Below are 12,996 nucleotides of genomic sequence, written 5' to 3'. Positions count from 1 at the left end.
ACGGAGAGGGGACCCTCGGCCGCGGGTCCCCTCTCCGTCGTCCGGCCGGGCGGAACTACTGGACGGCGTTCTCCGCAACGGCGTCCGGCCCGCTTCCGCTTCCGCTTCCGCGGCCACTTCCGCTTCCGCTTCCGCCCCCGCCCCTCGTGGCGCCCCTCGTCCTCTGCCGCACGAAGGCGATGACGAGGACGACGGCCGCGACGAGCAGCGACAGCAGGACGGTCTGGCGGCCGTCGTGCTCGGTGTCGGTCAGCATGTAGCCGAGGACGAGAACGATCAGGGCGGCGGTGGCCCAGGTCAGGTACGGATACAGCCACATCCGTACGACCAGCCTCTCCGGCGCCTCCGCCTCGATGATCTTCCGCATGCGCAGCTGCGAGAAGCAGATGACGAGCCACACGAACAGCGCGACGGCACCGCTGGAGTTCACCAGGAAGAGGAAGACGGAGTCCGGGAACCTGTAGTTGAAGAAGACGGCGACGAACCCGAAGACCACGGAGGCGACGATCGCAGCCAACGGCACACCACGGCGCGTCGTCCGCGCGAACGCCTTCGGCGCGTCGCCGCGCTCACCGAGCGAGAAGGCCATGCGGGAGGCGGTGTAGAGCCCGGAGTTGAGGCAGGACAGCACCGACGTCAGCACGATGAAGTTCATGATCTGACCGGCGTGCGCGATGCCGAGGGAGTCGAGGGCGGCGACGTAGGAGCCCTTCTCCTTGATCGAGGGGTCGTTCCACGGCAGCAGGCAGACGACGACGAAGATCGACCCGAGGTAGAAGACGGCGATGCGCCAGATGATGCTGTTGGTCGACTTCGTGACGGCCCGCTGCGGATCCTCGGACTCACCGGCGGCCAGGGTCGCGATCTCGCTGCCCATGAAGGAGAAGACGACCAGCAGCACACCGGTGAGGATGGCGCCGGCCCCGTTCGGCAGGAACCCGCCGTGGTCGACGAGGTTGCCGAGCGCGGCCTTCTCGCTGTCGGCGCCGGGCAGCACACCGAACACGGCGAGCCCGCCCACCACGATGAAGGCACCGATGGCGACGACCTTGATGCCGGCGAACCAGAACTCGAACTCGCCGTAGGAGCCCACGGAGACCAGGTTGGTGGCGGTCAGCACCACCATGACGATGAGCGCCCACCCCCACTGCGGGACCGCGGGGATCCACGACTCGAGGATCGCGGCGCCCGCGGTGGCCTCCACGGCGAGCACGACGACCCAGAAGAACCAGTACAGCCAGCCGATGGTGAACCCGGCCCAGGGCCCGAGCGCGCGATCGGCGTGTGCGGAGAACGAGCCGGAGGTCGGATGGGCCGCCGACATCTCCCCGAGCATCCGCATCACCAGCACCACGAGGGTGCCGACGAGGGCGTAGGACAGGAGGATGCCGGGCCCGGCGGTGGCGATCCCGGAACTGGAACCGACGAACAGCCCGGCCCCGATGACGCCACCGATGGCGATCATCGACAGGTGGCGGTTCTTGAGGCCCGCGTGGAGCCCGGAACCGGGTTCACCGGGCCCGCCGGGGCCGTGGCCGGCCTTCGTCAGGGTCTGCTGCGAAGTCATGGACGGATTTCCTTTGCGCCGCGTGGGGATGTCTCACAGACGAGCGGTGTTCGGGCCGTACGGGGGTGGGTACGAGCCGGTCCAGTGAATCCGAGGCATTCGAATTCGGTAACCTTCGAATCCGTATTGTTATCTGAGCTTTCCCTGAGGTTCTGTAGCACTCCTGATGCTTTTCGGCCACGACACCCGGCGCTGCTACCCGTGGGCGCGCGTGTCACACTCGTCCCATGCGCGTGTATCTCGGCTCGGACCATGCAGGCTTCGAACTCAAGAACCACCTCGTCGAATGGCTCAAGGCGGCGGGTCACGACCCGGTCGACTGCGGCCCCCACATCTACGACGCCCAGGACGACTACCCGCCCTTCTGCCTCCGCGCCGCGGAGCGCACGGCCGCGGACCCCGACTCCCTCGGCGTCGTGATCGGCGGCTCCGGCAACGGCGAGCAGATCGCCGCCAACAAGGTCAAGGGCGTCCGCGCCGCCCTCGCGTGGAGCGAGGAGACGGCTTCCCTGGGCAGGCAGCACAACAACGCCAACGTCGTCGCCGTCGGCGCCCGCATGCACACCGAGGAGGAGGCGACGAAGTTCGTCGAGACCTTCCTCAACACGCCGTTCTCCGGTGACGAGCGCCACATCCGCCGCATCGACATGCTCGCGGCGTACGAGACGACCGGCGACCTCCCGCCCGTCCCGGCGCACCACCCGCAGCACGACTGACGCACCACACCCCGCGGAGGGGCTGGTGCAGCACACCCCGCGGAGGGGCTGGTGCAGCACACCCCGCGGAGGGGCTGGCGCACCACACCCCGCGGAGGGGCTGGCGCACCACACCCCGCAGCGGGACTGAAGCAGAACCCGCCCCGCCCCGCCCGCCCCCGCCGCTCCTGCCGGGCCGGGGCGGGGGCGGGCGGGACCGGCAGGGCAGGAAGGACGCCGCACCGTGCCAGAAGGGCACACCATCCACCGGCTGGCCGAGGACTACGCCGCCCGCTTCCAGGGCGGGCCGGCCCGCCTCAGCAGCCCTCAGGGCAAGTTCTCCGACGCCGCCGCCCTCCTCGACGGCTCGGTCCTCCAGGCCACCGAGGCGCACGGCAAGCACCTCTTCCTCGGCTTCGGCAACGACACCTGGATCCACATCCACCTCGGCCTCTTCGGCAAGGTCGCCTTCGGCGACGCCCCAGCGCCCCCGCCCACGGACACCGTCCGCCTGCGCCTGGCCAACCCCACCGCCTACGTCGACCTCCGCGGCCCCACGACCTGCGCGCTGATCACGGACGACGAGAAGCACGCGATACACGACCGCCTCGGCCCGGACCCCCTCCGCCCCGACGCCGACCCGGACACCGCGTACCGGCGCATCGCCCGCAGCCGTACGACGATCGCGGCTCTCCTCATGGACCAGAAGATCATCGCCGGTGTGGGCAACGTCTACCGCGCCGAGGTCCTCTTCCGGCACCGCGTCGACCCCTACCGCCCGGGCCGGGACATCACCCCCGCCGAGTGGCGGGCCATCTGGTCGGACCTGGTCACGCTCATGCGCGAGGGCGTCCGCACCAACCGCATCGACACGGTCCGCCCGGAACACACCCCGGAGGCGATGGGCCGCCCGCCCCGCGTCGACGACCACGGCGGCGAGGTCTACGTCTACCGCCGCACCCACCAGCCCTGCCACCTGTGCGGCGACGGCATCCGCACCGCCGACCTGGCGGCCCGCAACCTCTTCTGGTGCCCCACCTGCCAGAAACCCTGACCCGCCCGGACCGCCGGACCGACTCGCCGCCACCGCGCCGGCCGGGAACCCGCCGCCGCAATTGCCACGAACCCGCGTCCAACGACCCGATGCGGGACGAGTCAGGGAATTTCTCCCTCTCCGCGGCACGAGCGCTTTCCATGCCGTTCACTGTGAAGTCGAGCCTCGGACGGGGGACAAGTGGGACCTCCCGTGCCAAGCGGTGGGTTGGATGGATAGGGTCCCGAACTAATGGCAGCAGGACGACAGCGGCGCTCGGAAGCCGAGACGTTGACGGCCCGGTTCAAGCACCTGGTGCACCGGGTCCGCACCGGCGTGCGCAGAAGCGCCGTGGACTACTTCCGCGGCGACGGTTCGGACTGGATCGCGCTGGCCGGCCTGCTGCTCACCGTCCCCCTGATCGCGGTCACCACGCTCGCCAACTCGGTCTGGGTCTCACCGTCCGCGCTCGTCCTGCCCATCGTGGCCGGCGGTCTGCTGCTGCGCCCGGCGAGCCTGCTCGGCCTGTACGCGGCGGCGGCCACGGCCCTCATCGTGGAGTCGGTGCAACTGGGCCCGTACACGGAGGGCCCGTCCCGCGTCACCCCCGGCGTGGTCCTGGTCGTGGCGGCCTGCGGGTTCTTCGGCCTGCTCATCGCCCAGTTCCGCAGCCGGGTCGGCGTGCCCTGGCGGCGCGGCGGCACCATGCTCTTCGACCTGCGCGAACGCATCCGGGTGCAGAGCAAGCTGCCCAAGCTGCCGCAGGGCTGGCACCGCGAGATGGCGCTGCGGCCGGCCGGAGGCCAGTCGTTCTCCGGCGACTTCGTCGTCGCGGCCCGCACCAACGGCGGCCGCACCATGGAGGTCGTCCTCACGGACGTCTCGGGCAAGGGCATGGACGCCGGCTCCCGGGCCCTGCTGCTGTCCGGCGCCTTCGGCGGCCTGCTCGGCTCCCTGCCCCCGCACGCGTTCCTGCCCGCCGCCAACGGCTACCTCCTGCGCCAGGACTGGGACGAGGGCTTCGCGACCTCCATCCACCTCGTCCTCGACCTCGACTCCGGCGACTACGAGCTGTACTCCGCCGGGCACCCGCCGGGCCTCCAGCTCAGCTCCGGCACCGGCCGCTGGGAGGAGAAGGCCGCGGAGGGCCCGCTCCTCGGCGTCTACGAGGGTGCCCAGTTCGACCCGGTGAAGGGCTCACTGCGCCCCGGTGACGTGCTGATGCTTTTCACCGACGGCCTGGTGGAGACCTCCGACCGCGACATCATGGAGGGCATCGACCGCCTCACCGGCGAGGCCGACCGCTATGTCGCCGGCGGCTTCCAGGGTGCCGCCTGGCACCTGATCGAGGCGGTCGCCAAGGACGTCAACGACGACCGGGCGCTCCTGCTGATCTGCCGCGAGGGCCCGACAGCGGCGGCCGCGGCGCACTGACGATCGGTCGGCTGTGTCCCGCAATGTCCCCACGGGGCGGTCAGGTGTTTGTGCCACCTCCGTAACTACGACCGCTTCCCGATTGCCCCGCCAAGCGGGGAGTTGCTACAGATGGAGTGCATACAGGTGTGACAGGCAGGTCCCAGCGGGGGAGGCGGGTTCGGTATGAAGTTCGACATGGGTACGCAGACGTTGTCGACGCTGATGCGTGATTCGCGTGGGTCGAGTGATGATCTGGGGTCGTTGATCCGGCAGTTGGTGCAGGCGGCGCAGCCGTTGGAGGGGAAGTTCAACGGTACGGGTCGGGTGATGTTCGATCAGTTCAAGGTGCGTGCGGATGAGATCGCGAGTGATCTGAACGGTTCTCTGTCGGCGATTCTGGGTGGTCAGTCGGGGATGGAGTCGGCGTTCTCCTCGGGTGATCAGGAGCAGGGTGACAACGCGCGGCAGCAGATGTCGGCGGCGAACTTCGACGCGGCGCGTTTCGGTGCGCGCTGATCGTGTCGGGTGTGTGGTCTGAGTCCGGTCGGGTTCTGTTTCTTTTCACGGGGAGTGTGTGATGGCTGGTGCGGGTGCTGATCGTCGTTCGTATGACACGGGTGCGTCGGCGGATGCGCAGGGGAACATTCAGTCGGTGATCGCGCGGTTGGAGGAGGTGATCGGTCAGCGTGATCGTCAGGTGAAGGCGGCGATGGCGGATTTCACGGCGGACGGTGTGGCGGACGAGTACCACGGCAAGGAGCAGCGGTGGAACAACGCGTCCAATGAGGTGCGGAACATCATCGGTCTGTTGAAGTCGACGTTGGAGAAGAACGACGGTACGGCGCAGTCGACGGCTCAGCGGGCGAAGGCGGCGGTCGACAACATCGGCTGAGGTCGGTGTGTTGGTGCGTTGACGCTCCAGGGATGAGAACGGGGGTTGGCGGGTGCCGGGCTGGGATTTGAAGCCGCAGGGTATCCAGCATGTGCTGAAGACGACGGGTGAGACGGCGTCGGGTCTGCAGAAGCATGCGACGGCGTTCGGTGAGCATCTGACGTCGGCGGCGTCGAGTGCGGGGACGATTTCGGCGGATGCGCCTGCCGCGGGTGGTGAGCAGGCGCAGGGTGGTCTGGTGGCGTTGGCGTTGTCGCAGTTCGCGGAGCAGGCGTTGAAGGATCTGGAGTTCGTGGCGGCGCGTGCGGGCAAGTCGTTGCAGGGTGTGGTGGACGCGACGACGGCGTATCTGAACGGTGACGAGGAGATGGCGGCGGAGGCGCAGCGCAACACGCTGAAGGCGCCGAAGCTGGACGCGCCGGGGGTCGGCAAGTCGTGATCGATCCCGAGGAGATCCCGCAGTTCACCGGCGATCTGGCGCAGTTGGAGCTGGACCACGCGGCTCTGAAGAAGGACGCCGGGAACGTCCGGGACACGGGCAGGGACATCAACTCCCAGTTCCAGGGGTTGTCGGCGTTCTACCGGGCTCCGGAGGCGGAGCAGTTGTTCGCGACGACGAAGCCGGTGCAGGACCGGGCCGACGACTTCGCCGGCGGCCTCGAGACCGTGTCCTCCGCGCTGTCGTCCTACGCGACGGAGATCCGCCCCCTCGTCTCCAAGCTGAAGTCGCTGAAGACGAAGGCGCAGACCTTCGTCGGCTCGGTGAAGGACGACGACGAGTGGGAGTACGACGAGGACAAGGTCGCCGAGCACAACCGGCTCCGGGACGAGATCACCGCGACGGTGGCGGCGTTCTGGGCGGCGGAGCGGACCTGCCACAACAAGATCACCGCGTTGTGGGGCGGGACGCAGATGGTCGCCGGGGACGGTTCGGAGCGTGAGGACCAGTACGGGTTCAACGCCGAGGACATGAAGAACGCGAAGCTTCCCTGGGGTGACCCGGTGGAGGAGAAGCACTACTGGTACGAGGTCGGCCACTGGGTGAAGTCGTTCGTGTGGGACGGGCTGATCGTCGACGGTGTGTGGGGGACGATCAAAGGCCTGGGCACGCTGGTCGGGTTCGGCGGCTGGGAGGCGATGGGCCAGGCCTGGAAGGGCCTCGCACAGCTCGCCACCGGCGTGGTGATCACGATGATGCCGGTGGCGGGTACGGCGTTCTGGGCGTTGCCGGACGACAAGCTGCCGTCCTGGCTGCGGGAGTCGCGCACGGCGATGAAGGAGACCGGCAAGGCGCTGGTGGCCTGGGACGAGTGGGGCAAGAACCCCGCCCGTGCGGCCGGTGCGGTCACCTTCAATGTGCTGACCACGGTGTTCACCGGTGGTGCGGGGACCGCCGCGTCCAGTGCCGGCAAGGCGGGCGCGGTCGCCAAGGTCCTGTCGGCGGCCGGGAAGGCCGGCAAGGTCATCGACCCGATGACGTACATCGCCAAGGGCGCGGGCGCGGGCCTGTCGAAGATCGGCGACATCGCCAAGGGACTCAAGGGCGTCGGCACCATCGACATCCCCACGCTCCCGGACGGCTCGGTCCAACTCCCCGACGGCCGCGTGATGGAACCGAACGGCAACCTCGTCTCGCCCGACGGCACCATCGACACCACACCGGTTCCCCACGAGGCCCCGGCGCCGTACCGGACACCCTCCGGACTTCCGGCCCACTGGACCATCCAGACCCCCGATGCGCCGGTGTACGCGGGTGCCGCGCACACGGCCGACAACGGGGCGTACGCCGGCGCCGCGCACGCGACGGCCGACGGCGTCCACACCGGCGTCCCGCACGGCACGGGTGACGCGATCCCGGCGGGAACGGCGGGAACGGCGGGAACCCACGCCGGTACGACACCGTCGGCGTGGTACCACGACACCCCGTCCGCCACCCCCCACACCGGCGGCCACGACGTCCCCGGCACGGGCGTCCACGGCCCCGACGGGCCGCACGGCACGGGCCACGACACCCCCACCGTTCACCCGGACGACGCCTCGCACGGCATCGGCCACGAAGGCACCGGTCACGCCGACGACGCGACGCACTCCGGGGACCACACGGACGTCGGGGACCACACGGACGTCGGGGACACGGCCGCGGACGCCGTCGCGCACCACGGCGCCGACGCACAGGCCGTCCCGGGCCACACGGGCACGGACGTACCGGGGCACGGGGGGGTCGGGGAGCCGTTCGAGTACAAGCCCCACGTGTCCGACGCGGAATGGGACAAGCTCACCCCGGCCGAACAGCACCGGGTGGCGCTCGCCGAGGTCTCCGAGGGCACGGTCCCCTTCCCCCGGGACGCCGACGCCGTCCACTACGGCCAGGCGTACTGGAACCACTACGCCGAGAACATGCCGGACGTCCGGCGGAAGGCCGTGTGGGACTACACCGACGAGCCCAACTACGGCCTCCCGGCACCCCATCCCGACGGGTGGGGAACGTACAAGGAGATGAACGGCTACCTGCGGGGCGACACCTCGAAGTGGAGCCCGTACGTCCAGCACAACATCGACGAGGTCGACGAGGCCCTCGCGGGCCATGCCGTTCCGGAGGACGTCATGGTGGTCCGCGGCACCGGCATCGGACACCTCGACCTGGACGACCCGCTCGAGATGCTGGGCAACACGTACACCGACAAGGGATACATGTCCACGTCCCTCGGCAACCACCCCGTTGCCGCCTTCGCGGGCGAGGAGGCCATCCTGCACCTCAGGGTTCCGAAGGGGACCCCCGCGCTGTGGGTCGAGAAGGTCGGCAAGTTCGGCATGGGCGAGCGGGAGCTGCTCCTGGGGCGCGGCACTCAGTACCGGGTGACCCGTGTGTTCAGGGAGAATGGCCAGATCCAGGTGTACGGCGAAGTGCTGCCGAGATAGCGACGAGCTGCCGAGACAGTGACGAGCTGCCGAGACAGTGACGAGAGGAAGGCACGACCATGAGCCGGGAGCGGAACGTCAATCCCCGGACCACCGAGCCCCTCCGGTTCGAGGAGGTCGCGGGACCTCCCCGCTACGCCCGCAGCACGGACAAGCCGGTGCGGTACGTGACGGTGGCGAACGGACAGGGAGCCGTGCTCGGCTATGTCTGGGCGAACGACGAGGACGACGCGGCGGGCTGGAAGGCACGGAGCGCGGGCGGCGACGAGGCGTTCAACCGGGGCGCCCTGTACGTGTCCAGGCTTCGGGACGCCAAGGCCCGCGGACTGCGCCCCACGGTGGCCCTCGCCGAGCTGGCCCGGGACTCCGACCCCGCGAACCCCAGCCATGTCGTCCCCGGATCCCTCACCGAGGCCCCCGGCCTCCAGACGGTGAAACAGTTGGCGGAGGAGAGCTGACCGGGCGCCGTACGCGATCCGCCCCCCGGGTGTACGCCCCACCCTCCCGTGCCTTATGTTGCACGGGCAAAGTAAGGGGGAGCTTGCATGCCGCAGCACGGGCACCATGGAAGGCACGCGTCGTGAGCATGGGTCTCGCCGAGGTCGAGGCCATGGCGCGGGCCGCGCACGCCGGGCAGACGGACAAGGCCGGGCGGCCGTACACCGAGCACCTGAGGGCCGTCGCCGAGGGCGTTCGCGCCCGGGGCGGCGGCGACGAGCTGATCGCCGCGGCCTGGCTGCACGACGCCGTGGAGGACGGGGTGCTCAGCGAGGAATGGCTGGAGACGGCCGCCCTCGACCAGCGGACCAAGGACGTCGTCCGGGCGGTGACCAAGCGTCCCGGCGAGACGCCCGAGGCGTACGCGCGGCGGATCCTCGCCACACCGGGCGCCCGGCTGGTCAAGACGGCCGACCTCGCGCACAACGCGGACCCCGACCGGCTCGCCCGGCTCGACGAGGCCACCGCACGGCGCCTTGAGCACAAGTACGACGCCATGAGGCGGTACCTCGGCCTCACCCCTGACGACTGACGGCAACCCAGCACAGGACGACGACTGAATGGCACGGGACTACGACAGCCAACTGCTGGAGTCGGTGGCGGTGCGGCGCCGCCGGATACGCGACGCGCTGCTGTTCGGCACCCAGCGTGGCCGGCGCACGCTGGACGAACGGCTCGGCAAGGTGTTCGCGGGCATCGCCATCGCGGCCGTCCTGTGCGCCGGCTGCGTCGGCTGGTCCTTCCTCCAGTCCACCCTGGCGAAGCAGAAGGCCGAGCAGGAGAAACAGCAACAGCAGCAGGAACAGCTGTACGACCCCACCGGCGGCAGCCCGTCCGCCGACGCGACCGCGGAGAAGCAGTGAAGAAGACGAGTACGCGTGACGGGTGTGACGGGTGTGACGGGTTCATTTCAGACGCGGCCCGTGGCCGAATTGACGCGATGATAGGTTCCGGTGAGTGGTGAGCACTGCAACGACGTCTCGGACCCAGCTCAGCCGAGTCACCCTGATCGGTGAACGGCGGCGCGCCGACCTGGTTCTGCCGTCGGACACCCCGATCGGCCAACTGCTCCCCGACATACTGCGGTTGCTCGACGATCGGGTCGCCTCGCGGCCCACCACGCGGCAACTGGTCACCGCCGACGGCTCCGTGCTGCCGCACGACGCCACTCTGTCCTCGGCCGAGGTCGCCGACGGCGCGGTGCTCCAGCTCGTCCGGGCGCACGCCGCGCCGCCCGCGCCCGTTGTGCACGACGTGACCGACCAGGTCGCCGACGACCTCGACCTGCACGCCTGGCGCTGGCGCCCGGCCGCGCGCCGGGCCAGCGCCGGGACCGCCACCGTCGTCTTCGCCGTGGCCGCGGCGGTCCTGGCCCGGCGCGAGTTCGCGCTGGAGTCCGTCGCCACCGCGCTCGCCGTCGCCACCGTGGTGTTCCTGCTGGGCGGCGCGGTCGTCGCGAAGATCGGTGACGGCAACCTCGGTCTCGCCACCGCGCTGCTGCTCGCCTCCGGCGGACTCGGCCTGCTCGCCGCGTGGACCGCCGCCGACGCCTACGCCTGGCCGGGCGAGGCCCGCCTGGCCGGTGTGGTCGGCGCGCTGGTGCTCACCCTGGTACTGCTCGCGTACTTCTCACCACTCGGCCGGGGCGGGCTCATCGGGGCGGCGGCCGCCGTCGCCGTGGCCGCCGTCTGGGAGGCCGTCGCCGCCGTACAGGACCGTCCGGACCGGCTCGGAGCCGTGATGGCCGTGTTCTCCGTGGTGCTGCTCGGCCTGCTGCCGCGCCTGGCGCTGATGGCCTCCGGACTCACCGGCCTCGACGACCGGCGCTCCTCGGGCGTGTCGGTGAGCCGGCACCAGGTCTCCAACGCGCTCGCCGCCACCCACCGCGGCCTCGCCCTCGCCACGGTGGTCGCCGCCGCCGCGGCCGCCGCCGGCGGCTGGCTGCTGACCACCGCCGAGAAGCCCACCGCGTGGACGGTGACCCTCGCGTCGCTCACCGCCGTGGTGCTGCTGTCGCGGGCCCGGGCCTTCCCGCTGGTCGCGGAGGTCGTGGCCCTGTTCGGGGCGGCGGCCGTCCTCGTCGTACGCCTCGCGGTGCTGTGGCTGGACCACGCCGGCGGCGCCGGCGCGCTGGCCCTGCCGGCGGCCGCCGCGCTGCTGCCGCTGCTGGTCCTCGCGATCGAACCGCCGGAGCATGTGCGGGTCCGGCTGCGGCGGCTCGCCGATCTCGTCGAGTCCGTCGGGGTGATCGGACTGTTCCCGCTGGCCGTCGGCGTGTTCGGCATCTACGGGCAACTGCTCGACAAGTTCTGAGGTCTGAGGGACGACGCGTCGGTGTTCCGGGCGGGAGCACGATGCAAGGGAGAAGGGCGACATGCCGAGCGGTGAGAACTGGCAGAACGACGTGCTGCGCGACCTGAGGGGCGGCGCGGCACCTCAGCAGCCCGCGGACCGGCAGAGCGCCCCCGCACAGCGGCAGCCACAGCAGCAGCCCCAGCGGCAGGACCGGCAGGACCGGCAGGCACAGCGGCCGGACCGGCAGGCACAGCGGCCGGACCGGCAGGCACAGCGGCAGGACCGGCAGGCACAGCAGGCGGAACCGCATCAGCAGGCGGAACGGCATCAGCAGCCGGCACCGCATCAGCAGGCGGAACCGCATCAGCAGGCGGAACGGCATCAGCAGCCGGCACCGCATCAGCAGCCGGAACAGCACCAGCCGCCAGAGCAGCACCAGCAGCCCGCGCAGCCCGGCGTGCCCGCGCAGCCCGGCGTGCCCGCGCAGGGCACCCCGGCCCAGCAGGCCGCCCCCGGGTACGGCTACCCGCAGCAGCAAGCCGGGTACGGCTACCAGCAGCAGCAGCAGCAACAACAGCAGCCCGGCCCCGGCCGGCCCCAGCAGCAGGCCGCCACGTACCCCCAGCAGCAGCCGTACGCCGGCCAGGCCGCCCACCCCGCCCCCCAGACGGCCACGCAGACGGCCCCCCAGACGGCCACGCAGCCGCACCCGCAGACCCGGCCCCACCCGCCGCAGCCCACCCCCGCCGCCCGTACCGCCGCCACCCCCGACACCCGTCCCGTCCTCGACAAGCGGCTGGCCGCCGCCGGTCTCAAGCCCCGCCGCGGTGAGCCGTTCGCCGCCCGCGCCCTGCGCGCCGTGCGCCGTGTCGTGTCCTCCGCCGCGCGCGAGGTCGCCGAGACCACGGCGACCGCCGAGGTGCTCCAGCGGCCGGTCACCACCGGCCGCCAGATCGCCGTGACCTCCATCCGCGGCGGATCCGGGAAGACCACGGTCGCCGCCCTGCTCGGCGCCACCTACGCCCACTACCGCCAGGACCCGGTGCTCGTCGTCGAGGCGGACCCGGCGCTCGGCTCGCTGCCGGTGCGGCTCGGCGCGGAGAGCCTGCGCTGGACCACCGGCGACCTCGCCGCCCTGGTCGAGCCGCAGATGTCGCTGCTCGACGTGACGGGCTACCTCGTCCAGCTCCCCGACAACGCCTGGCTGCTGCCCGGCAGCCAGGGGCAGGTCGGCGCGATGCTCGACACCAGGGCCTACGAGCGGGTCATGGTGTCGCTGCGCCGCTACTTCGGGGTGACCGTCGTCGACTGCGAGACCCTGCCCGCCGAGGTGGCCCGCACCGCGCTGTCCGCCGCGCAGGCCCGCGTGCTCACCGTGCCCGCGACCCTGGAGGGCATCGCCAGCACCCGCTCGGTGCTGGAGTGGATGCGCGGCCTGCCCCGGTCCATCACCACCTCGACCGTCGTCGTCCTCACCGAGATGTCACCGCACCCCGGTCTCGACCTGGACAAGGCCGCCGAGCAGTTGAAGGCGACCGGGGCGAGCGTCCGGGTCCTGCCGTACGACCGGCACCTCGCGGCCGGCGGCGCCATCCGCACCGACCTGCTCGCACAGGCCACCCGGCAGGCCGTCACCCGGCTCGCCGCCGAGGCCTTCGAACTGTCCCAGAAGCGCCGTTGA

General features: G+C 71.1%; 13 protein-coding genes. 12 read left to right on the top strand and 1 reads right to left on the bottom strand.

What is annotated here, in order from left to right; translation table 11 throughout:
* Positions 1 to 55: 55 nt before the first annotated feature.
* Positions 56 to 1,567 (bottom strand): amino acid permease, encoded by a 1,512-nt coding sequence (locus tag ACFV9M_RS02230; protein ID WP_385065300.1) that lies wholly within the window; start codon positions 1,565 to 1,567, stop codon positions 56 to 58.
* A 227-nt stretch (positions 1,568 to 1,794) separates the two neighbouring features.
* Between ACFV9M_RS02230 and ACFV9M_RS02225 the strand changes: the two genes are divergently transcribed.
* From ACFV9M_RS02225 to ACFV9M_RS02170, 12 genes are all read left to right on the top strand, one after another.
* The gene (locus tag ACFV9M_RS02225; protein WP_385065297.1) at positions 1,795 to 2,283 is read left to right on the top strand and encodes a ribose-5-phosphate isomerase; all 489 of its coding nucleotides are present in this window, start codon (positions 1,795 to 1,797) and stop codon (positions 2,281 to 2,283) included.
* A 223-nt stretch (positions 2,284 to 2,506) separates the two neighbouring features.
* The gene (locus ACFV9M_RS02220) at positions 2,507 to 3,316 is read left to right on the top strand and encodes an Fpg/Nei family DNA glycosylase (protein WP_385065294.1); all 810 of its coding nucleotides are present in this window, start codon (positions 2,507 to 2,509) and stop codon (positions 3,314 to 3,316) included.
* Between the two features lie 231 nt (positions 3,317 to 3,547).
* The gene (locus ACFV9M_RS02215) at positions 3,548 to 4,729 is read left to right on the top strand and encodes a PP2C family protein-serine/threonine phosphatase (RefSeq protein ID WP_385065291.1); all 1,182 of its coding nucleotides are present in this window, start codon (positions 3,548 to 3,550) and stop codon (positions 4,727 to 4,729) included.
* Between the two features lie 165 nt (positions 4,730 to 4,894).
* Positions 4,895 to 5,227 (top strand): hypothetical protein, encoded by a 333-nt coding sequence (locus tag ACFV9M_RS02210; RefSeq protein ID WP_385065288.1) that lies wholly within the window; start codon positions 4,895 to 4,897, stop codon positions 5,225 to 5,227.
* 61 nt (positions 5,228 to 5,288) lie between these two features.
* Complete coding sequence (locus ACFV9M_RS02205) at positions 5,289 to 5,603, top strand: pore-forming ESAT-6 family protein (RefSeq protein WP_385065287.1); 315 nt, start codon at positions 5,289 to 5,291, stop codon at positions 5,601 to 5,603.
* Between the two features lie 91 nt (positions 5,604 to 5,694).
* A complete protein-coding gene (locus tag ACFV9M_RS02200) occupies positions 5,695 to 6,042 on the top strand; it encodes a DUF6507 family protein (RefSeq protein ID WP_385065284.1) in 348 nt (115 codons plus the stop codon).
* Positions 6,039 to 8,522, top strand: a complete 2,484-nt coding sequence (locus ACFV9M_RS02195; protein ID WP_385065282.1) for an ADP-ribosyltransferase — start codon at positions 6,039 to 6,041, stop codon at positions 8,520 to 8,522. The genes ACFV9M_RS02200 and ACFV9M_RS02195 overlap by 4 nt, the downstream gene beginning before the upstream one ends.
* Before the next feature lie 59 nt (positions 8,523 to 8,581).
* Positions 8,582 to 8,980: a hypothetical protein gene (locus ACFV9M_RS02190; RefSeq protein WP_385065279.1), complete on the top strand. Its 399-nt coding sequence runs from the start codon at positions 8,582 to 8,584 to the stop codon at positions 8,978 to 8,980.
* Between the two features lie 128 nt (positions 8,981 to 9,108).
* Entirely contained in the window at positions 9,109 to 9,552 is a 444-nt protein-coding gene (locus tag ACFV9M_RS02185; RefSeq protein ID WP_385065313.1) for an HD domain-containing protein, read from the top strand.
* A 28-nt stretch (positions 9,553 to 9,580) separates the two neighbouring features.
* Positions 9,581 to 9,883: a hypothetical protein gene (locus tag ACFV9M_RS02180; protein ID WP_385065276.1), complete on the top strand. Its 303-nt coding sequence runs from the start codon at positions 9,581 to 9,583 to the stop codon at positions 9,881 to 9,883.
* Between the two features lie 94 nt (positions 9,884 to 9,977).
* The gene (eccD, locus tag ACFV9M_RS02175; protein ID WP_385102307.1) at positions 9,978 to 11,333 is read left to right on the top strand and encodes a type VII secretion integral membrane protein EccD; all 1,356 of its coding nucleotides are present in this window, start codon (positions 9,978 to 9,980) and stop codon (positions 11,331 to 11,333) included.
* 61 nt (positions 11,334 to 11,394) lie between these two features.
* Positions 11,395 to 12,996 (top strand): hypothetical protein, encoded by a 1,602-nt coding sequence (locus tag ACFV9M_RS02170; protein WP_385065270.1) that lies wholly within the window; start codon positions 11,395 to 11,397, stop codon positions 12,994 to 12,996.

Source organism: Streptomyces sp. NPDC059895, from assembly GCF_042731035.1.
Classification (GTDB): Bacteria; Actinomycetota; Actinomycetes; order Streptomycetales; family Streptomycetaceae; genus Streptomyces.
This window is presented reverse-complemented; position numbering and strand designations above follow the sequence as displayed.